Origin of the sequence: Bartonella sp. AD13SXNS, assembly GCF_042196465.1 — a bacterium.
Lineage (GTDB): Bacteria > Pseudomonadota > Alphaproteobacteria > Rhizobiales > Rhizobiaceae > Bartonella.
Genome location: NZ_JBHIQI010000001.1, coordinates 36,328 through 55,790, shown reverse-complemented (window position 1 = coordinate 55,790; position 19,463 = coordinate 36,328). Strand labels below are relative to the sequence as shown.

The following is a 19,463-nucleotide window of genomic DNA, read 5'->3' as shown; positions in this document are numbered from 1 at the left end:
AGGATTTAATAAAAGGATTTGTTTTTTCTTATGCAGTAGTGGCTTGTCATTTTAAGAGAGGTTTAATAAACTCTATTAGGCGATTCTTTAAAGAGGATCTGTTGTTTTAATTCTAAAGAATTCTTATAGTTTTTGGTAAATCATACGAGGCTTTTATGCGCATTACAGTTGATCGCAGTCAATTTCTCAAGTCTCTAGGTCGTGTTCATCGTGTGGTAGAGCGCCGTAATACTGTTCCTATTTTATCGAATGTGCTGATTGATGCAGAAAATGGTCGTGTGCAGTTAAAGGCAACAGATCTTGATTTAGAGGTTACAGAATCTTTTACGGTAAATGTTGAACAAGCTGGAGCAATAACTGTTCCAGCACATTTGCTTTATGATATTATTCGGAAGCTGAGTGATGGCAGTGAAGTTGTATTATCCGTTGATGAGAATCAAGCAAGTACAATGTCTGTTGTTTCGGGTTGTGCACATTTTCAGCTTCAATGTCTTCCGAAGGTAGATTTTCCAGAGTCACTTCCTGGGCAGTTTGGTTATCGCTTTTCTCTATCGGCATCAGGGTTAAGACGTTTACTTGATTGTACGCAATTTGCTATTTCTACTGAAGAAACCCGTTATTATCTTAATGGTATTTACTTCCATGTTGTTAATGATGGTGTTTTGAAACTGCGTTTGGTTGCAACGGATGGTCATCGTTTGGCACAAGTTGAGATGGAGGCTCCTTCAGGAGTTGAGGGAATGCCCGGTGTTATTGTTCCCCGTAAAACTGTAGGAGAGTTGCAGAAACTTCTTTCAGAAGAAAATGATGGTGATGTATGTATAGAGCTTTCAGAGACAAAGATTCGTTTTTCTGTGGGTTCTGTTATTTTTACATCAAAGTTAATTGATGGAACATTTCCAGATTATCAGCGCGTTATCCCTCTTGGAAATGATAAAGAATTAATTGTTAATAGGCAGGGTTTTTCTTCTGCAGTTGATCGTGTTTCAACGATTTCAAGTGATCGGGGGCGTGCAGTCAAGTTAACGATTGAGCATGGACAGTTAAAGCTTATCGTTAATAGTCCTGATTCGGGCAGTGCAGAAGATCAATTATCAGTAACTTACACATCTGAACCGCTTGAGATAGGGTTTAATTCACGTTATCTTTTGGATATCGCTGGGCAGCTTTCAAGCGATGAGATGGTTTTTATGTTGGCTGAGGCTGGAGCACCGGCTCTGATTCGTGATAATGATGATGCAGATGTGCTCTATGTGCTGATGCCTATTCGCGTTTAGGGGCAATTGTTTTGCAATGCATGGCGAGTTGTGTGCACAAAGTGGCAGTGAGGCAGCTGAAGCTTTTACGTTATCGCAATTATTCTTTTTTTAATATTCATTTTTCGGGTCAGCATGTGGTTTTTACTGGCCATAACGGCGCTGGTAAGACGAATCTTTTAGAGGCGTTATCTTTTCTTTCTCCTGGTCGTGGTTTGCGACGTGCTGCTTATTCTGATGTTAGCTTTGTAGAGGGCGGAGGTGAAGGATTCGTTGTATTTGCACGTCTTGAATGTGCTCTTTATGGTGAAGTAAAGATTGGTACAGCTTTGGAGGTTAGCGATAACAGTCGAAAGGTCCATATTAATGGTGTGAATGAGTCGAATGATTGTCTAACAGATTATTGTCATATTAGTGTCCTAACACCGTCTATGGATGGTCTTTTTACAGGTCCTTCACTTGAGCGCCGTAGTTTTTTGGATCGTATGGTTTTAGCGATTGATCCCTTGCATAGGCGCCGCATAGCCGATTATGATAGAGTTATGCGTGCACGTAATCGCTTATTTTTGGATGGAAATGAAGATTGTGCTTGGTTTGATGCTTTAGAAAAACAGATGGCAGAATTGGCGACAGCTATTTCTGCGGCGCGTGTTGATGTTATTCGGCTTTTAAATGACATGTTTACACAAATGCCGTCTCATATACCTTTTCCACGAGCTTTTTTGCAAATTGATGGTTTTTTAGAAACAGCTCTTAGTGAAATATCAGCAACTGAAGTTGAAGAGCGATTTTGTGATCAGTTGCAGCGTAATCGCGCAATGGATCGTGCTGCTGGGCGAACATTAGAAGGACCACATCGCGCAGATTTGCAGGTTTTTTATGCTGATAAGAATATAGCAGCAACATCTTGTTCAACAGGTGAACAAAAAGCGCTGCTGACAGGTTTAGTTTTATGTCATGCACGTCTAACAGGTATGATGTCGGAAAGGGCTCCCATTCTTCTTCTTGATGAAATGGCTGCTCATCTTGATTTGCATCGACGTGCTGCTTTATTTGATATTCTTGATGATTTAGCTGTGCAAACATTCATGACAGGAACAGATCGTGTTTTATTTGATGCCTTAAAAGGACGCGCAGAATTTTTTGAGATTAAGAATGGAGCTTTATTGCTGTAAAAAATAAAAAACATGCTAAATATTTTTCTAATAAGTGATGACTCTGAAAGAAAAGGCTTGCTATGTCTGTAACGATAACGATTTTAAATGGTCCTAATTTAAACTTTTTGGGTCAACGTGAGCCAGGAATTTATGGAACTGAAACTCTAGAAGATATTGAGAAATTTTGCAGAGAATGGGCAAAAAAAGCTGATGTTATAATAAATTTTTATCAAAGTAACTGTGAAGGTCAGTTAGTAGAATGGATACAAGAAGCAATAGGGGTAAGTTCTGGATTGATTATCAACCCAGCTGCTTACAGTCACACATCGATTGCACTTCTTGATGCACTAAAAATGTTTTCAGGGACGAAAGTAGAAGTTCATTTATCTCATATTTATCAGCGTGAAGCTTTTCGCCACCATTCTTATACATCTGCAGGTGTAGACGCTATCATAGCTGGGTGTGGAGGTGATGGATATCGGTTTGCACTTGAATATATTGCAAAACAATTAAGTTGTAATCGGTAAAGAGCAAACGTTGGATAAGAGTAGTATTGGCATTGAATTCACTTGATAATTATTTTCAAATCTGTACAATATTAAGGTGTTATATTATGACAATTTTTAGTGCGTATGACGGGGGTAAATGAAGATGAAAAGCTTTGTTAGACAATTAGAGATGCTTGTGATTTTAGGGGGAGCACTGCTTTTGTCTGGTTGTAAAATTGATGTTATACAGCCATCAGGTTATGTTGCACGTCAACAGTTAATTTTGATTGTTGTTTGTGTGGCTGTTATGCTTTGCGTTGTCATTCCAGTAATGGTGAGTGTGGTATTTTTAGCTATAAAATATCGTGCATCGAATGTGAAAGCGGACTATTCTCCTGATTGGGCGCATTCAAATAAAATTGAAGCGTTGATGTGGAGTATTCCCGTTGTAATCATAATGGTTTTAGGTTCATTAACAACTTATTATACCTATAAGCTTGAGCCTACAAATCCCCTTCCAGTAGAGGTGGTGGGTGAAGGAAAGCCATTGCAGATTGATGCTGTAGCTCTTGATTGGAAATGGCTTTTTATTTATCCTGAATATGGTGTTGCATCGATTAATGAAATTTACGCGCCTGAAGGACGTCAAGTTTTATTGCAATTGACGTCAGAGAATTCTGTCAATGCCTTTTGGGTTCCCAAATTGGGTACGGTTCTTTATGCTATGCCGCAGATGAATGCTAAGTTGCATTTGGTTGCTGAAGAACAAGGGGTATTCAAAGGGACCTCAGCAAATTACAGTGGTGATGGTTTTTCGGGTATGCGGTTTAAGTGGCATTCTGTGTCTTCGCAGGATTTTGAGGATTGGATTGTAAAAGCTCGGGCTAATGGTCGAGTACTTGATCGTACATCTTATCGTCAACTTTCTATTGCGCCTCGTATGGGTGATATTGCTGCGAAGGAAAAAGATGCTGAAGTTCGTTATTTTGCACCTGTTGAGAAGCGGCTTTACTATCGTGTTGTTAATCGATGTGTCGATGAAAATACGGTGTGTAATGAAGATTTAATGAAACGTGCTGCTGCTCAGACGCTATGGGGTGCACTGTGTTCAGTATTTGATCCTGATGTTATTTAAAGGGTCAATAGAGAAAGAGCCCTTTTAATATTTTTAATATAAGGTTTCTTTTAAACTTAAATTTCATTTGAAATGGGTTGAGAAATGTTTGGAAGACTTACAGATCCTACGGCAGGTGCTTTTCATGCGCTTGCACATGAACCAATCGTTTTGTATACATGTATTGCGATTGTTTTGGTTGGTTTAATTGCTGTCGTTGCTCTGACAGCGCTTGGGTGGTGGGGAATTTTATGGCGAAATTGGATTACAACTGTTGACCATAAGCGCATAGGCATAATGTATATAGTTCTTGGAATTATTATGCTTGTTCGCGGTTTTGCGGATGCACTTATGATGCGAACGCATCAAGCTTTAGCTCTTGGGAGTGAAACAGCAGGTTATTTACCTCCTGAGCATTTTGATCAAATTTTTTCGGCGCATGGTACGATCATGATTTTTTTCATGGCTACGCCTATTTTATTTGGTCTTTTTAATTATCTGATACCGCTTCAAATTGGTGCGCGTGATGTTGCTTTTCCCTTTGCAAATAATCTGGGTTTTTGGATTACGGCAGCTGGGGCGATTTTGATTAATATATCCCTAGGTGTTGGTAATTTTGGTCGTGGTGGTTGGTTGATGTATCCACCTTTTACAGAATTACAAACGAGTCCAGATACAGGGGTAGATTATTATTTATGGTCTCTTCAGCTTTCTGGTATTGCAACAACAATGGGATCAGTGAATTTTATTGCAACGATGATTAAAATGCGTGCTCCTGGAATGACAATGATGAAAATGCCTATTTTTTGTTGGAGCGCTTTTGTCAGCAATGTTCTTATTGTAGTTATTTATCCTGTCTTAACTGTTGCTTTTGCGCTCTTGGCATGTGATCGTTATTTGAACATGAATTTCTTTACTAACGTTGGTGGTGGAAATCCAATGGTGTGGATTAATTATGTTTGGGTTTTTGGTCACCCTGAAGTGTATGTTTTGGTTGTTCCTGCTTTTGGCATTGTGTCTGAAGTTGTCTCAACTTTTTCTTCAAAACGCCTCTTTGGTTATACTTCCATGATATGGGCTATGGTGGTTATTTTGATTCTTTCGCTTCTTGTTTGGGGACATCATTTCTTTACAATGGGTGGTGGTGAAGCTGTAAATACCTTCTTTAGTATTGCTACGATGATCATCGCAGTTCCAACAGGTGTAAAAGTCTTTAATTGGCTGCTCACGATGTATAAAGGTCGGATTCGCTTTGAGCCTCCAATGCTTTGGTGCATGGGAATGATCTTTACGTTTGTTGGTGGTGGGTTAACTGGTGTTTTATTATCTATTGTTCCTGCAGATTGGCAGTTTCATAATTCGCTCTTTTTGATAGCGCATTTCCATCATACAATTATTGGAGGTGTGGTTTTCGCTTATTTAGCAGGGCTTGCTTTTTGGTTTCCAAAAGCTTTTGGTTATAAACCAAATCGCATATTAGGTATTGCATCTTTCTGGTGTTGGTTTATTGGTTTTTACCTTGCGTTTTTCCCTGTTTATGCGCTTGGTTTAATGGGTGCAACACGTCGTCTCCAGCATTACATGGAACCTAGTTGGCAGCCGATGTTTATTATTGCTGCTCTAGGTGCTTTTATTATCTTGCTTGGTATCCTTTGTTTTGTGTTACAGGTTGTTTTGGCGATTTGGTACGGTATTAAGCATAAAGGTCACCTACCGGTAACGTTGAATGATTCTTGGGGTGATGCACGTACACTTGAATGGTTTACCTCTTCACCGCCTCCTGCCTACAATTTTGCCCTCCTTCCAAAGATACAGTCTGATGATGCTTATTGGAATATGAAGAAAAGTGGTTATCAACGCCCGACAAGTGGATTCACAAAAATTCATATGCCGTCGAATACATCGGCTGGAATTATTGCGGGATTCTTCTTATTAGTTGTTGGTTTTGCACTTGTTTGGCATATTTGGTGGCTTGCTGCTGTTGGACTGATTGGTTTTATTGCAACGCTTGTGTGTCATTCATTAACAGGTGATCATCATGGTTATTATATTCCAGCTGAAGAAGTACAAAAAACTGAAGATGCCTTTACAGCTGTTCTTAAAGAACAAGGAGTGACAGTATGAGTGCAGTAACAATGAATAATGCGAGTACCGTGGATGAACATCACCATGATAATAGCTCGGTAATGACGTTTGGTTTTTGGGTCTATATTCTTTCAGATTTGATCCTATTTTCGACACTTTTTTCAAGTTTTGCTGTTTTTTCTGCTTCTTATGGTGGTGGTAAGGCGGGTAATGAATTTATTGATTTAAAATTTGTTTTGGTTGAGACGGCTTTTTTATTGTTTTCATCCGTTACTTATGGCTTTGCAATGGTACAAGCTCATAAAAATAACATCAGTGGTGTGCGTTTATGGATGGCTATTACCTTTGTATTGGGGTGTTGCTTTATTGGCATGGAACTTTATGAATTTCATGAACTTTTGAGTGAAGTATTTTATTATGATCCAAATGCTTATGCTGGTATTGATTCTGCAACAGGTTTACAGCTTTTCGGACGGGAGATACTTTCTGCTTATTGGTCCGCATTTTTTGCTTTGGTTGGCACCCATGGTCTTCACGTGAGTGTTGGTCTTCTTTGGATGGTCGTGATGTTTTGTCATCTTCGTCGTAATGGCTTGGATCAGGATAATAAAACACGTTTAGCGTGCCTTTCCATTTTTTGGCATTTACTTGATATTGTATGGGTTGGTGTTTTCACCATGGTTTATCTATTAGGAGCGTTGTGATGAGCATGCAAAATGAAACACATGGTCCCAGTACTGGTTCCTATTTGGTCGGTTTTATTCTGGCTGTATTTTTCACTTTGGGTTCTTTTATTCCTGTGATGTGTGGAATGATGGAAAGTTGGGCAGTCAGTACAAAAGTTGCATATCTTATTGGGATGGCGATTATTCAGATTGTAGTACAAATTGTTTTCTTTTTACACTTGAGTTCTGGTCCAGATGCCAAGTGGAATTTAAGTGCGTTATGGTTTGCTGCTATTTGCGTTTTTATTATTATTGGGGGTACATGGTGGGCTATTTCTCATTTGAATTATAATATGATGGGTGGCTCAGGACGTGTTATTGAACCGGAAGTATCAAGTAGAGATGGTTCTTCAGTATCTGAGCCGTTATCAAACAAAGATGTATCCGTAAGCAAACAACCAGAAAAAATATTGGGTTCAGAGGTTTCCATGGAGCGGGTACCAAGTACGCAATCTCCTGTAGATCAAATTCTTGGCTCAGAGGTGCCTATTGAGCATGTACCAAGTACGCATTCTCCTGTAGATCAAGTTCCTGGCTCAGAGGTGCCAATGGAGCATGTACCAAGTACGCATTCTCCTGTAGATCAAGTTCCTGGCTCAGAGGTGCCAATGGAGCAGGTACCAAGTACGCATTCTCCTGTAGATCAGATTCCTGGCTCAGAGGTGCCAATGGAGCATGTACCAAGTACGCATTCTCCTGTAGATCAAGTTCCTGGCTCAGAGGTGCCTATGGAGCAAGTACCAAGTACGCAGTTTCCTGTAGAGTAGTTGTTAGAAATATCTGTGGAGCTGATGCGGCATGTATCAGCTCTTACAGATGTCATCGCAGGAATTTGTAGGATATAAAGAGGGCTAAGTACAAGATATTGGTTGAATGAGTACCATGATTTTGAATATGCTTTTATTTTAAATGAGAAAGTCCATGGAATATTTAGTCAAGCTTTGATTTTTGAGACAAATAGCTATTGTAGAATATACAAAAATTATATTTGTATGATTAAGTACAAATAAAGAGGGTTTGAGAAACAAGTTTTATGGTATGTTAGAGAAAGCTACTAAAAAGTAACATTTTTAGATTTACAGGATTTATATTAGAGATAGCATTGAAGTTATTGGTAATAATAATATGCGATTGAAATCAAAAATTTAGAGAATAATCAGAAAACTTAATGAAAACCGTTGCAATGACCGTTATTGGTGCTGGTTCTTTTGGTACTGCATTAGCAATTGCTCTTGCTCGTAATGGCCATAGTGTTTTACTTTGGGGATATAATTCTCAACATATCACAGAATTACAGGAACAACGTTGTAATCAGGCATATTTACCCGATATACGATTTCCTGAAAATTTATTACTTGAAACTTCACTTGAAACTGCGATAACAGCAAGTCACAATACATTAATTGCTGTTCCAAGCCATGTCTTTCATCAAGTTTTGTATAATATTCAGCCTTATTTGGATCAGCATTCACGTGTTATTTGGGCAACGAAGGGGTTAGAACATGGTACAGGACGTTTCTTACAAGAAGTTGCTCGTGAGATTTTAGGGGAAAAAATTCCTTTAGCTATTTTTTCTGGACCCACTTTTGCTAAAGAATTGGCTATTGGTTGGCCTACTGCAATGACGATAGCAGCTTCTGATGTTGTGTTTGGTAAAGAATTGCAGCAACTTTTTCATTGTGATAAAAATTTTAGAGTTTATAAAAGCTCAGATATGATTGGCGTTCAATTAGGGGGAGCAGTTAAAAATGTTATTGCTATTGGTGCAGGAATATCAGATGGCATGGGATTTGGGGCAAATGCACGAATAGCTCTCATCACACGAGGACTAACTGAAATCAGTCGTTTAGGGGAAGCTATGGGTGCTGAGCTTTCCACATTTATGGGAATGACAGGCTTAGGTGATTTGGTTTTGACATGTACTGATAATCAGTCGCGTAATCGCCGTTTTGGAATACTTCTTGGTAAAGGAATAGATATAAAAGAAGCAGAAAAACAAATTGGTCAGGTTGTGGAAGGATACTTAAATACCAAGGAAGTACATACGTTGGCGCAGCGTATTGGGGTAGAAATGCCTATTGTAGAACAAATTTATCAAATTCTCTATTGTGGTAAAAACATAACTGAAGCGGCTAATGCATTACTAAGCCGCACTCTCAAGGACGAAATATATTGATATCCGGTGTTTCTAAATAATTCCAATCATAAAAAATAGAAATATGCTATGATAGAAATATAAAATAGATTGTATTGATGACTGCAATCATATTGCGGAAAATTGACAGATTCATATAATTCGATTCTTTATAAAATATGGTTGAAATATAAAAGTTTTGGCTTTTGTCTAAGTCATTTCTTTGAAAATAAATTATTGTTTCTACTTACACATGTTGATGTAAGGTTAATTAAAGAGATATTTTTATTTTAAACTTATCTCGCAATGATATTTGCAAACAGAATAATAGAAGAGATGCATTGGAAAGAAGGAGCATATTTATGGTAGGTATAGGCTAGAAATATCATTACTATTATACAATATTATCTACTACTTTTGGTGTTTGAGATGTTTTAGTAATGATATTTACGCTTTTTCTTTTCCCACATGTCAATTCTACATTGTATATGCAAGAGACGTTTTTTTTAATTCTAAATGTAAAAGTCTGAAATTGAAAGAATGTTATTGTATTTATGGTTATCATTTAAACTAAAAAATGATGTGATTACAAAGATAAGAGGTTAATCTACATTCATAATTTATTGTATTTTTATATTGAATTAATCAAAATCATTTACTTGTTACAAATGGGGTGGCGTGTGAATAAAAGTTATTTAAAAAAGGAATAAAAATACTTCTAATGAATTATCTCAAATGTCAAGGGATATTACAACATGAGGATTTGGCAAGTAAAATGATGGTGTTGGCTTTATTATCCGCATAAACGTCAAGATTATGGTGTCAAAAGGCTGTTGTATACTTCACAGAGATTTTAATTATATATTCATGGATATCGTTGTGAAATGGAATTGCATGCATTGAGAGATGCCTTTTTAAAAAAGTAGATGAATGAGCAACAGAAATAGTATTTTAGGGTGTTTTACTTTACCTGATGCATTAGTTATGCCTTCTATTAAAGAACGTGCAAAACAAGAGTGTGATGTAAGGCGTAATCGCCATTATTAAAAAAATATTGATGTAGATGCTTTTAAAAACCGTAAAATCTCATTAAAGAATGGAGATTACGCATTGCCTCACGTTTTTGTTTATTGTGTTCTTTAATAGGGTCACGTCCTTCGCGAAGAACAGAGCACTATAGAGTTACACATTAACGGGCTTGTTTTAAAGAAACGTTTCTCAAGGTACCCAAACCTATTTCACGATGACACTGGGTATTAACGGTAAATCCATTGAGCACTCCCATCTTTACGCTTATGGAGAAGCAATTCGGCACCATCATTATATTTGTCATCCCCCAATGTTGCGACCGCCTTAGAACTTAAAGATGGTTCATAAGAGCCAGTTTAGTCTTTTCTTGTACAGTTTTTACCTACACGCCAGCCCCGCTTTTGACGTGCAAGGGAATGGGTTTTATTGATTCAAGATAAACAGGTTTGAAATAAGAGTGTCTTATAACATTCAGGTCTATCATTCAACATACAAAACAGAAAATTATTATTATTATAAATCAATATATTGTCAATGAAGGATGATAAAATTAATGATTGATTTCTTTATGCCTTCATATTCTTCCTAAATTAGATTGTATTTACCTTATCAAGGATAAATCAAACGATAGGCAATATTTTCTTTAATCTAATATATAAAAGCTAAGGGTTTTAATAGTCCTAATTTCTGTCTCAAACTATGTCGGCATGAGAGGTGGATATTGATCTACAGGCAACAGTAAAAACGGCTTTAGTAAGGTAAATAACGTCACAAAACACAAAATTTAACTAAAATGGACTGAAGAAGTATTCCGGTTTTTATAAAATAATTTACAAAACAACGGGCGTCATACACTTTGTTTTGTGTTTACTGACTCTTACAAACATCTACATACGTTTTTTACGTCATATTTTTATGAGTTAATACACTATTATAATGCAGAAGAAGTACTCAATATGCGATTAAAGTACTATGCGTATGATTAATTTTATTTTTTTAATGTGATGATTTTTATCCTTCTTGGGCATCGTCACTTTTTTTCAGTTCTTCAAGTATTGGCATAGACATGATGTTATAGCCTGAATCAACATAATGGATTTCACCTGTAACGCCTGATGATAAATCAGAGAGTAGATAAAGAGCAGATTTTCCAATTTCATGAATATTCACGGTACGACGTAATGGGGCATTACGGCGTTGATGTGAAAATATTGCCCGTGCAGCTGCAATACCATTACCTGCTAAGGTTCTAACAGGACCAGCTGAAATTGCATTGACGCGGATATTTTGAGGACCAAAGTCCGCTGCTAAATAACGTACCATAGCTTCTAAAGCAGCCTTAGCAACGCCCATGATGTTATAATTAGGGACAACTTGCTGTGAAGCACCATAGGTAAGGGTTAGAAGTGTTCCTCCATTGGGCATAAGTTTACCCGCACGCTGGGCAATTTCAGTAAAGGAATAAGCTGAAATCACCATCGTGCGTTGAAAGTTTTCACGTGTTGTAACATCAACGTAACGCCCTTTTAGCTGAGTTTTATCTGAAAAACCAATGGCATGGACAATAAAATCAATAGTTTTCCATTCTTTTTCAAGTTGCTCAAAGACGTAGTCAACGTCTTCAATTTTTTCAACATCGCACTCTAGCACTAATTTGCAGCCAAGTTTATCGGCTAGGGGCTGAACACGTTTTCCGAAAGCATCTCCTTGATAAGTTAATGCTAATTCAGCTCCTGCTTGTGCGAGTTGACAGGCAATACCCCAAGCAATTGAATGGTCATTCGCAATTCCCATAATAAGGCCGCGTTTGCCCTCCATCAAACCTTTCATATTATTCTCCGTAAGACCGTACTTTTTCAATTACTAAGCACTTTCGTTTATACATAGCGTTGGAAAACTAGCGTTGCATTGGTACCGCCAAAGCCAAAAGTATTTGACAATACGGTATTCAATTGTTGATGATCACGTCGTTCACGAACGATTGGCATATCAGCAAAAGCTGGATCAAGTTCTTCAATATGGGCACTTTCACAAATAAAATTATGATTCATCATTAACAATGTATAGATTGCTTCGTGAACACCTGCTGCTCCCAAGGAATGTCCTGTTAGAGATTTGGTAGCGGAAATGGGGGGACATTGATCACCCTCTCCAAAGATACGGCGGATAGCTTCTATTTCAGGAGGATCACCAACAGGGGTTGCTGTTGCATGGGGATTAATGTAATCAATTTTATTATTAACAGTTGCAAGGGCCATGCGCATGCACCGTTCTGCTCCCTCTCCTGATGGGGCGACCATATCATGTCCATCGGATGTAGCTCCATATCCAATGATTTCTCCATAGATTTTTGCACCACGTGCTTTAGCAAGTTCTAGATCTTCAAGGACCAAAACGCCAGCTCCTCCAGCAATGACAAAACCATCACGATTGACATCATAAGCACGCGAAGCTTTTTGAGGGATGTCATTATATCTGCTAGACATAGCGCCCATCGCATCGAATAAAACAGAGAGTGTCCAATCCAAATCTTCGCAGCCACCGGCAAAGACGCGCTTCTGTTTACCATATTGGATCATTTCATAAGCATTACCAATACAATGATTGGAAGTAGCACAAGCTGAAGAGATTGAATAGTTTACCCCTTTTATTTTAAAGAAAGTTGCCAGTGTTGCAGATGCTGTAGAACTCATCGCTTTAGGGACAACAAAAGGTCCAACACGTTTGGGACCTTTTTGACGTGTAATGTCAGCAGCTTCTACGATTGATTGAGTTGAAGAACCTCCAGAACCCATAATAATACCCGTGTGTTCGTTTGATACTTCATGAGGCTCTAGACCAGCATCTAAGATTGCTTGATCCATAGCGATGTGATTCCACGCTGTTCCACGTCCATGAAAACGGAGAGCACGTCGATCTACGAGCTCTTCTATATTAATATCGGGTTTTCCGTAAACTCTGCTACGAAAGCCTAATTCGGCATATTGAGGTGCGTAAGAAATTCCGGATTTTGCTTCACGTAAACTGGTTAAAACAGCTTGAGGTCCATTTCCAATCGCGGAGACAATTCCCATTCCGGTTACAACAACTCGACGCATTTATACCTCCTTGTTCCATACAGAATAGTAAAAAATTCTTTCTGAATGAAAATAACGTTCAATCTTCTTTAAATAAAGCAACGCGTAAATCATTCGCTTTATAAATAGTCTCTCCATCTGCTTTTAGCCACCCATCGGCTATTCCTAAGACTAAATTTCCACGCCGAATACGCTTGAAATCTATTCCATATTCAAGAAGTTTGGTTTGTGGAGTTATCATACCTGATAACTTTACTTCACCTGTTGATATCGCTCTTCCTTTCCCTGGTTCGCCTAGCCAACCAAGAAAAAAACCTGTTAATTGCCACATACCATCTAGTCCAAGACATCCTGGCATGACAGGATCACCTATAAAGTGACAATCAAAGAACCACAGGTCTGGTGTAATGTCAAATTCGGCACGAACCATTCCTTTATCGTATTCACCACCAGTTTCACTAATTTGAGTGATTCGATGAATCATCAACATTGGCGGTGCCGGCAATTGCGCATTACCCCTACCAAACATTTCACCGCGAGCACAGCTTAGAAGCTCTTCATAAGTGTAGTGAGACTTTTGTTTAGCCATTGTTACTCCATTTATTTGCATATATCTTTATTTCTGCGCTTTTCCCGAACCTACTTTTAGAGCAAATTTTAAAGAGAGGGAAACGATTTTATATCATTTTTAATGACAAAGTCCCTTTTTTATGTATTCTGCATAGGTAATTATTTAAAAATGAAATACAAGATTACACCATACTATTCGCATTTTTTTGTATTTTAATCTTATTTACACAGAAATATATTTTGGTTTGTAATATGTCAGTGAGTGCAGACAATTTTGATATGAATGAAGAGCAACAGTCCACAAAAGAGTGTAGAAAAGTTGTGCAATATTATTCCATTTCTATGTTAGAAAAACGTTTGCGTCAAAATGGTTTGCGTCCAACACGTCAGCGGTTAGAACTTGCACATATGATTTTTTCTCAGGGAAACCGTCATGTTACTGCTGAAGAGCTCTATGAGGAGGCGGTGAGGGCAGGCGTTCCTGTATCTTTAGCAACAGTTTATAATACGCTTCATCAATTTACGGAAGCGAGATTATTACGGATTATTGCCGTAGAAGGTTCGAAAACTTGGTTTGATACCAATACTTCTGATCACTACCATTTTTATATAGAAGGCGAAAATCGTATTCTTGATATTCCATGCAATTTGGAAGAAGCTCCCATTATTAGAAATTTGCCTAAGCCACCAAAAGGTATGGAAATTTCACATGTTGATTTGATCGTGCGATTGAAACCAAAAAATCAATCTTGTGATAGGGAGTGAGAATGTTCAATGAGGAATAAAAATTAAATTTGATGCGTTTAAGCATTCACCAACTTTTTATTTTTTCATCAGGATAGATCCCCCATAACTGAGGTTGTTGAAGCCACCCATGAACATTATTAATAGTGATTTCGCACCATTGTCCATCGCATTGGCGGATATTACCAATGACATTAGGCTCTACTTCTGCTACGAGTTCTGCGTTGTCGGTGGGGTTTTTTCGTAGCATCAGTCTTTTTGTTTTATCTTTTTGCCATGGAAGAGTTATAGCAGTTCGTTTTCCCGATAAAAGCGATTGATATACCCATCCCTCATCACCTTCTGCATCACGAATTTTGCGCCATTGATCATATTCTTGGATGATTTCAATAGGTAACCCCTTCTTTTGGTAGGTAAAAATAATAGAATAATTGCTTCCTGGTCCGACGCGTACATTAACACGGGTAGGTTTAATCGAAGCAAATCGTGGAAGTGGTAAACCACTGGGCCCTAAATTTTGATTAAATGTTTGTGCGTGCAACAAATGAGGTGAACCCAATACAATGACTTTTGCTATTAAGAGACATGATAAAAGCCTTGAAACACGAAACCAACGAGAATTTTGCAAACTTAACTCCTTTATTTCGTCATATATTGGAAATTTAAAATCTGGAAGATAAGATTAGAAACTGATAAAAATTATGACATATTGCTCGTTAAAGAGATCTAAACGATGCAAAAATTATTACGAGAATAGCAAAATAAGGGAAACAAAAGTTTGAATTTCTTAGCGCTTATCTTTTTTATGAGGAGATGACTGTAAATAAAATTGGATTTTTATAGAGCTATATGCGTGATAAAATAGTAAAGTATATTGCGGACATAGCAGTTTTGTACAGGAGATCAGGGCTAAAGTATTGTATCTCTTTTCTGAGTTTATTTCTCGAAATAAAAGTACAGGTATGCATATTCTAAGCAAAAAACTGTTCAGTAAAGGGATTATTGTGTGGCTTGAAAAGACGTTTTAAATGAACAAAATAATACAATGAATGAAGCATTTAAGCGTAAAAGTATGAGAAACATTATAGAGTAAATTGCTATATGAAAGGCTAATTTTAACAGGACAGTTTTCCGTAATAATCCATTTTATAAAATTTGCTATACCCATAATCTTATGCCACGATAATGCTTATCCGTATAGTAGATAAGCTGGATCCATTATTCTACTTACCAGCCTCCCAATGTTATATGCAGTTTTATTATTTATAGCGTTCCTAAGAAGCATTTTTATAGCTGTTAGTTCCATTTGTATATGAATCCCGCTTGTGATGTATAAGCAAAAAACTTTGATTGATTCAATATGAGAGGGTGTATGATGAGAGCTTTACGGTATTCATAGTTATTATTTAATATGAAAAACGCTTACTTATAATAATAAATCAATATGTTATACATTTTAATCGTTATTTAAATTGTAAAAATATTTTCATAAAAAATGGTAATATAAGGCACATATTCACACATATTAAAATCACAGTGGTTTCTTTGTTTATTGTCAATTTTCTTTTATACTGAGTTAGAGAAAAAGAAAATTAAATGAAATATTCAGGGGAAGGTTTGCTCGATACGCTATGAGGTGAATAACATAATTGATGAGGGGAAGAAATTTATTAAGAAAAACCAATCTGTAATGCAGTGGTTAAAATTCTTCCCTTTGTAAAGGGATAAAATCAAGAGATATCGAAAATTATGGAATCATTTCATTACATAAGTGAAGAGAAAGAGGATTATGTATTTGATATCATATCTCTACACATACATAATCGCATATTGCGATAGTAATTTGTGCTTTGCAATATGATCTAGGATTTTCGAAAGATGCAGAATATTTTAATAAAAAGAAAACCAGCACGTGAGCTGTACATAAGAAAGAGTTATTTGAGAGATGAAAAACTATAGCAAAATGCTATTACAAAATATCCAGTACTCTCTCCTTAATTTTGTACAGCAATAAGTCGATTTAAAGAACTGAACTGCAGTTTGTTATGCAGTGCTTGAAATGCCGAAGAGTGAAGTAAAAATCACTACATTTATAGACCCAAAACACCCATTATGCTCAGATAATTCTAAACATTATAACACACGCCTTATGAGAAAAATTCATTTACAATATTCTATAAGTACAAAATTCCTGATAACCTATTTACACTACAATTCATGCCATTTAGATAACGCATATACAACAACATATTACTTCACCGCAACAGCTCGTCCGTTACTAACAAAACCTTCTCTTTGCGCACGCTTACGAGCAAGCTTACGTGTACGACGAATAGCCTCAGCTTTTTCACGAGCACGCCTCTCCGATGGCTTCTCATAATAACTACGCATTTTCATTTCACGGAAGATACCTTCACGCTGCATCTTTTTTTTCAACGCGCGGAGCGCTTGATCAACATTATTATCACGAACGAGTACTTGCACTATTTATCCTGCTTTTTTCAGTGTCACAAATAATAGGAAAACCTACGTCCTTTTAAAGGCATATCCAAAAGGACAAAAACTTATATCATATAAATAAGACATTTGTCTATATCGCTTTTAAAAATTCTATTTTTTTTGTAATAAAATGCTTTTTATAATGAATGATAGAGTTCATGATTATAAACTTATGAAAGTCCTTGTATTTGATCATTTTCATCAAGATGAATTTTTTCAGCCGTGGGATAATGGGGTAGTCCAGGCATGGTCATAACATCTCCACAAATGACAACGATAAAGCCGGCTCCCGCACAGAGACGAACTTCTCGTACGGGAATTTCAAAATCAACAGGCGCACCATATTGCTTGGGATCAGCAGAAAAAGAATAAGGTGTTTTTGCCATACAAATAGGGTAGGCGCCAAAACCTTCTTTTTCCCAAGATTCAAGTTGTTTGAGAATAGGGGCTGAGATAATGGCGCCACGTCCACCGTATAGCTTTGTTATAATACAATTAATTTTTTGAACGAGGGGAATATCATCTTGATAGAGAACTTTAAAATGAGAATGTTTTTCTTCAATCAAGGTAACGAGTTCTTGTGCAAGTTCTATAGCGCCTTTTCCACCTTGTTCCCAATGCTTACAGATAATAGCTTTGTGTCCAGTTGTTGCAACTATTTTTTGTAATGTTTTTATTTCAGCATCGCTATCGCTGTCAAAATGATTGATAGCCACAACACAAGGAATACCGTAGTGCTTCATATTTTTTATGTGTCGTAAAAGATTGGCTGCTCCTTTTTCTAAAGCGGTGATATTTTCTTCTGTCAGGTTATTTTTATCCACACCACCATTCATTTTTAATGCACGAATAGTTGCGACGATCACGGTAGCATTTGGTACAATACCTGCTTGCCGACATTTGATGTCGAAAAACTTTTCTGCTCCAAGATCGGCCCCAAATCCTGCTTCTGTGACAACATAATCAGCGAGTTTTAAAGCAGTTTTTGTTGCTATAACTGAGTTGCAGCCATGAGCAATATTAGCAAAAGGTCCTCCATGAACGAGAACAGGATTATTTTCAATTGTCTGTACGAGATTGGGTTGTATAGCATCTTTGAGAAGAACTGCCATTGCACCTTCCGCATTGAGATCAGAAACAGTGATGGGCGTTTTATCATAACGATAAGCAACAATAATTTTCTTGAGTCTTTGTGTAAGGTTTTCTAAATTTTCAGAGAGACAAAGAAGCGCCATAACTTCTGATGCAACAGTAATATCAAAACCTGTTTGGCGTGGAAAACCATTTGTTATGCCTCCCAATGAAATAACGATATCACGCAATGCACGGTCATTCATATCAAGAACGCGTTTCCAAACAATGCGACGTGGATCAATGTTTAGAGCATTTCCCCAATAAAGATGATTATCTATCATTGCGGCAAGAAGATTATGAGCAGCTGTAATAGCATGAAAATCACCGGTAAAATGTAAATTAAGGTCATCCATTGGAATGACTTGCGCATAACCCCCACCAGCAGCACCACCTTTTACACCAAAACAGGGACCTAAAGACGGTTCTCTCAAGGTAGCTATTGTTTTTTTACCAATAAGATTAAGAGCATCACTTAATCCAACTGTTGTTGTTGTTTTTCCTTCTCCGGCCGGTGTGGGATTGATAGCCGTGACGAGGATAAGTTTACCATCTGGATTTTTATTAAGCGATTTTATGTATGCAGAAGAAATTTTAGCTTTATCATGGCCATAGGGAATGAGATTTTCATGAGAGATACCGATCTTTTGTGCAATTTCAGTAATATGATTCTTTTTAGCAGTGCGAGCAATTTCAATATCTGTTTTAGGCATGGGAAAATTCTTTAAATTGAGCTTTTATTAACGTTTGGGATCTCTCCTCTATGGATTAATGGGAAGAATCTATAGAGAATAGAAAGTATAAGAGATCATAGAGGTCGATGATGTGCTGTGCAAGAGATAATGCTAAAAGAGCACAAGAAGAATTTTATTGTTTTTTGAGAAAAAAGAATCTCCACGCTTTAAGTTTCGATAAGTTTTTAGTCAACTTGCAATATCACTCTCAATAATAGCTGATGAGGAATGTTAGGAGAAAGTCTTTGTGGTATTAATTTTAAAACTTTTTATGCAGGAAAATTATAGCACTTCATTATTCTAGACCTTTTATATCTTAAGAATATGGGGGCTTTGAAAGTTCTGTTAAAGAGGACTTTATTAAAGTGGCAAAGATTCTTCAAAAGGTAATCTAGGATATTTAGTTTTAAATCTTAAATCATGCGAATGAAGAAAAAACTTTAAAGCTATTTGCTTTTAAGAAATTAAAAACATCTCGAGAAGAAGCTTTGATTTGCAGTAAAATTCTGATGGTATTAACGGGTTCCATAAGTGTTTTACGGTGGTACGTTTGAGAAGTAGTTTATTTGTTATTTCCAATAACACACTAAAAAATTTTACATGGTGGTAAACCTGAATTTATTGCGGAGCACCTGAAGTTCTCCTTAAGATGAGGCTACCAGAAATGAAATATTTAGAACATCCATTGATGGAAAAGGTAGAAAGAAGCACGTAAAAAAC

At 37.1% G+C, this 19,463-nt stretch carries 15 protein-coding genes and 1 pseudogene; 9 read left to right on the top strand and 7 right to left on the bottom strand.

Annotation, left to right across the window (positions count from 1 at the left end; translation table 11 throughout):
• Nucleotides 1–155 precede the first annotated feature (155 nt).
• The 8 genes from dnaN (at nt 156) to gpsA (ending at nt 9,001) form a co-directional block, all read left to right on the top strand.
• The gene (gene dnaN, locus ACFIMQ_RS00185; protein ID WP_375615580.1) at nt 156–1,277 is read left to right on the top strand and encodes a DNA polymerase III subunit beta; all 1,122 of its coding nucleotides are present in this window, start codon (nt 156–158) and stop codon (nt 1,275–1,277) included.
• 20 nt (nt 1,278–1,297) lie between these two features.
• Nucleotides 1,298–2,431 (top strand): DNA replication/repair protein RecF, encoded by a 1,134-nt coding sequence (gene recF / locus ACFIMQ_RS00180; RefSeq protein ID WP_375615579.1) that lies wholly within the window; start codon nt 1,298–1,300, stop codon nt 2,429–2,431.
• 62 nt (nt 2,432–2,493) lie between these two features.
• Nucleotides 2,494–2,940, top strand: coding sequence for a type II 3-dehydroquinate dehydratase (gene aroQ / locus ACFIMQ_RS00175; RefSeq protein ID WP_375615578.1), 447 nt, complete (start codon nt 2,494–2,496; stop codon nt 2,938–2,940).
• 124 nt (nt 2,941–3,064) lie between these two features.
• Nucleotides 3,065–4,036: a ubiquinol oxidase subunit II gene (cyoA, locus tag ACFIMQ_RS00170; RefSeq protein WP_375615577.1), complete on the top strand. Its 972-nt coding sequence runs from the start codon at nt 3,065–3,067 to the stop codon at nt 4,034–4,036.
• Between the two features lie 84 nt (nt 4,037–4,120).
• Nucleotides 4,121–6,139 (top strand): cytochrome o ubiquinol oxidase subunit I, encoded by a 2,019-nt coding sequence (cyoB, locus tag ACFIMQ_RS00165; RefSeq protein ID WP_375607850.1) that lies wholly within the window; start codon nt 4,121–4,123, stop codon nt 6,137–6,139.
• Nucleotides 6,136–6,804 carry a cytochrome (ubi)quinol oxidase subunit III gene (locus ACFIMQ_RS00160; protein ID WP_375615576.1) on the top strand — a complete coding sequence of 223 codons (669 nt, stop codon included), beginning with the start codon at nt 6,136–6,138 and terminating at the stop codon, nt 6,802–6,804. Before cyoB ends, ACFIMQ_RS00160 begins: the two co-directional genes overlap by 4 nt.
• Complete coding sequence (gene cyoD, locus ACFIMQ_RS00155; RefSeq protein ID WP_375703148.1) at nt 6,804–7,592, top strand: cytochrome o ubiquinol oxidase subunit IV; 789 nt, start codon at nt 6,804–6,806, stop codon at nt 7,590–7,592. The genes ACFIMQ_RS00160 and cyoD overlap by 1 nt, the downstream gene beginning before the upstream one ends.
• Before the next feature lie 401 nt (nt 7,593–7,993).
• Nucleotides 7,994–9,001, top strand: coding sequence for an NAD(P)H-dependent glycerol-3-phosphate dehydrogenase (gene gpsA / locus ACFIMQ_RS00150; RefSeq protein ID WP_375615574.1), 1,008 nt, complete (start codon nt 7,994–7,996; stop codon nt 8,999–9,001).
• A 1,048-nt stretch (nt 9,002–10,049) separates the two neighbouring features.
• Here gpsA and ACFIMQ_RS00145 read toward each other — a convergent pair.
• From ACFIMQ_RS00145 to fabA, 4 genes and pseudogenes are all read right to left on the bottom strand, one after another.
• A pseudogene (locus ACFIMQ_RS00145) lies at nt 10,050–10,343 on the bottom strand (integrase arm-type DNA-binding domain-containing protein); the annotation flags it as partial.
• A 656-nt stretch (nt 10,344–10,999) separates the two neighbouring features.
• Complete coding sequence (fabI, locus tag ACFIMQ_RS00140; RefSeq protein ID WP_375615572.1) at nt 11,000–11,818, bottom strand: enoyl-ACP reductase FabI; 819 nt, start codon at nt 11,816–11,818, stop codon at nt 11,000–11,002.
• A gap of 47 nt (nt 11,819–11,865) precedes the next feature.
• Nucleotides 11,866–13,086, bottom strand: coding sequence for a beta-ketoacyl-ACP synthase I (gene fabB / locus ACFIMQ_RS00135; RefSeq protein WP_375703147.1), 1,221 nt, complete (start codon nt 13,084–13,086; stop codon nt 11,866–11,868).
• Nucleotides 13,087–13,144: 58 nt separating this feature from the next.
• Nucleotides 13,145–13,654, bottom strand: a complete 510-nt coding sequence (gene fabA / locus ACFIMQ_RS00130; protein WP_375607845.1) for a 3-hydroxyacyl-[acyl-carrier-protein] dehydratase FabA — start codon at nt 13,652–13,654, stop codon at nt 13,145–13,147.
• 233 nt (nt 13,655–13,887) lie between these two features.
• On the opposite strand from fabA, the gene irrA reads away from it, so the two are divergent.
• The gene (gene irrA, locus ACFIMQ_RS00125; RefSeq protein WP_375615570.1) at nt 13,888–14,400 is read left to right on the top strand and encodes an iron response transcriptional regulator IrrA; all 513 of its coding nucleotides are present in this window, start codon (nt 13,888–13,890) and stop codon (nt 14,398–14,400) included.
• Between the two features lie 46 nt (nt 14,401–14,446).
• Here the strand turns inward: irrA and ACFIMQ_RS00120 are convergent, their stop codons facing one another.
• The 3 genes from ACFIMQ_RS00120 to ACFIMQ_RS00110 form a co-directional block, all read right to left on the bottom strand.
• The gene (locus tag ACFIMQ_RS00120) at nt 14,447–15,007 is read right to left on the bottom strand and encodes an SH3 domain-containing protein (RefSeq protein WP_375615569.1); all 561 of its coding nucleotides are present in this window, start codon (nt 15,005–15,007) and stop codon (nt 14,447–14,449) included.
• 1,622 nt (nt 15,008–16,629) lie between these two features.
• Complete coding sequence (gene rpsU, locus ACFIMQ_RS00115) at nt 16,630–16,863, bottom strand: 30S ribosomal protein S21 (protein WP_375615568.1); 234 nt, start codon at nt 16,861–16,863, stop codon at nt 16,630–16,632.
• Between the two features lie 185 nt (nt 16,864–17,048).
• Nucleotides 17,049–18,722, bottom strand: coding sequence for a formate--tetrahydrofolate ligase (locus ACFIMQ_RS00110; protein ID WP_375615567.1), 1,674 nt, complete (start codon nt 18,720–18,722; stop codon nt 17,049–17,051).
• Nucleotides 18,723–19,463 lie beyond the last annotated feature (741 nt).